The organism is Microbacterium sp. Bi128 (genome assembly GCF_918698205.1).
Window position 1 is genome coordinate 1 of the sequence record NZ_CAKKMM010000966.1, and the last position, 1,962, is coordinate 1,962.

The following is a 1,962-nucleotide window of genomic DNA, read 5'->3' on the forward strand; positions in this document are numbered from 1 at the left end:
GGCAGGGGCAGTGCGTCGGGGTTGACCGCGGCGACGATCTCGGTCAGGACGCGTCGGGTCTGGTTCTCTCCCACCCACAGGTGCTTGCCACCGTCGACGGCGATGAGCTGCGCGTGCGGGATCGACGCGAAGCGTTCGCGGGCCTCGTCGGGCCGAAGGTAGTCGTCGAACTCGGGGACGAGGACGATCACCCGGCGCGGGTCTCCGGCCCACGCGGCGACCTCGTCGGCCGACGCGCGGTGAAGAGGCGGCGAAAGCAGGATGACGCCCTCGATGTCGTGGTCGCGCCCGTACTTCAGCGCGAGTTCGGTGCCGAACGACCACCCCACGAGCCACGGGCGTGGCAACCCACGCTCGCGGACGAAGTCCACGGCGGCGGCGACGTCGAACACCTCGGACGCTCCCCCGTCGAACGCCCCGTCGCTGGTGCCGCGCGGCGACGTGGTGCCGCGCGTGTTGAACCGGAGCACCGCGAGGTCTGCCAGTGCGGGGAGCCGTCCCGCGGCCTTGCGGAGGATGTGCGAGTCCATGAACCCGCCCGCCGTGGGCAGCGGGTGGAGGGTCACGAGCGTCGCCACCGGCGCGCGGTTCTCGGGGAGAGCGAGCTCGCCCACGAGGGTGAGACCGTCGACGGTCTCGAACTCGACGTCCTCTCGGCGCGCGGGCAGCAGCACGGGGCCGCGTATCTCCATCAGGCGATCCTCCAACAGTGTGTGTGCCAATGCCGTCGTGCAGCGAGATCGGCCGCCTCGCCGAGGACTCCGTCCGCCCGCCACACCACGAGGTGAGCGACGCCCACCTCGACCGTGCGACCGCAGCCGGGGCAGATGTAGGCCTTCTGCGCCTGGGGCGCCGACAGCGGCTGCACCGTCCACTCTGCGCCGCGCTTGACCTCGGTGCGCTTCCACCCGGCGATCAGGCGATCGAGAGAGGCGTCGGCGCGGTCGCTCGACGGCCGCCGCTTGCGGGATCGGGGCACGACCCGCTCACCACCAGTGGTTGCTGGTCCAGAAGGCGTACGCCTCGGCCCAGCTGCCGTACCGACCCGTCGCGTAACCGGTCGCCCACCGGAGGTTGTCGACGGGGTCGTACCCGTTGCCGGGCACTTTGCTACACGGGAGGGCCTGCACGAGGCCGCATGCGCCCGAGGAGCGGTTCGTGGCGTTGGGGTTCCACCCGCTCTCGCGCTTGACGATGTAGTCGACGTACCCCATGTCGGCCTCGGAGATACCGGCCGCCGACATCCACTCGCTCGGGGCGCCGCCGCCCGAGTACAACACCGGACCGCCGCCGCCGCTGGACGCCTCCGAACCAGACCTCGACGACGTGGCGACCGGGGTCGGGGTGGGGGTCGGCTTCGGCTTCACGTAGACGTTGTAGCTCGAACGATCGAGAGTGGGCGCTTGCTTCTCACCGCCGGTGGACACGTGCTGCGAGTCGCCGAGGCCTTCGGCGTACAGCGTCACCGTTTGCGGCTCGTCCGCCTGGGCCCGCAGGATCGCCCCGCCCATCGGGCCGACGTAGGCGCCCGTGAAAGCGAGCGCGGCGCACGCCGCGAAGACGCCGACAACGCCCCGGCGCCGCGTCCAGTGCGGACCTCGGCGGCTCGACGGCGCCGGATGGACCACGTCGACGGCGACCGGCCCACGACGGGCTGCCCGTCGGGACGTCGCGCGCGTGAGGTCGGTTCCGGAAGTCACAGTGGGCTCGATACTACCGGTGTGCTCGGCGGGGGTGCCACGCCGAGCTCAACCGACCGCCAGCATGACTTCGATGACGGCATCCAGGACGGCATCCACCTGCGTCTCGCGGTAGCCGCCGCGCTGCAGGCGGAACGCCACGGAACGGACCTGCTCCGGGGTGATCGGATCGCCGGCGACGAGGTAGCGCGCGATTCGGTCGGCGACGATGTCCACTTCGTGCACGCTGTAGCCGTAGTGCAGGACCCCCACGCGGTCGAAG

Annotated in this window: 4 protein-coding genes; all 4 read right to left on the minus strand. The window is 71.4% G+C overall.

Annotated features, from left to right (window positions below):
* Positions 1-692 (minus strand): alpha/beta hydrolase (locus LQV45_RS28620; protein WP_230010362.1); only part of this gene is annotated, 692 nt, incomplete at its 3' end.
* Complete coding sequence (locus LQV45_RS28625) at positions 692-979, minus strand: hypothetical protein (protein WP_230010365.1); 288 nt, start codon at positions 977-979, stop codon at positions 692-694. The genes LQV45_RS28625 and LQV45_RS28620, both read right to left, overlap by 1 nt.
* Positions 980-986: 7 nt before the next feature.
* On the minus strand, positions 987-1,700 hold the full coding sequence (locus tag LQV45_RS28630) for a transglycosylase SLT domain-containing protein (protein ID WP_230010368.1): 714 nt from the start codon (positions 1,698-1,700) through the stop codon (positions 987-989).
* 48 nt (positions 1,701-1,748) lie between these two features.
* Positions 1,749-1,962, minus strand: a 214-nt coding sequence (locus LQV45_RS28635) for a DivIVA domain-containing protein (RefSeq protein WP_230010371.1), incomplete at its 5' end; no start/stop codon positions are given.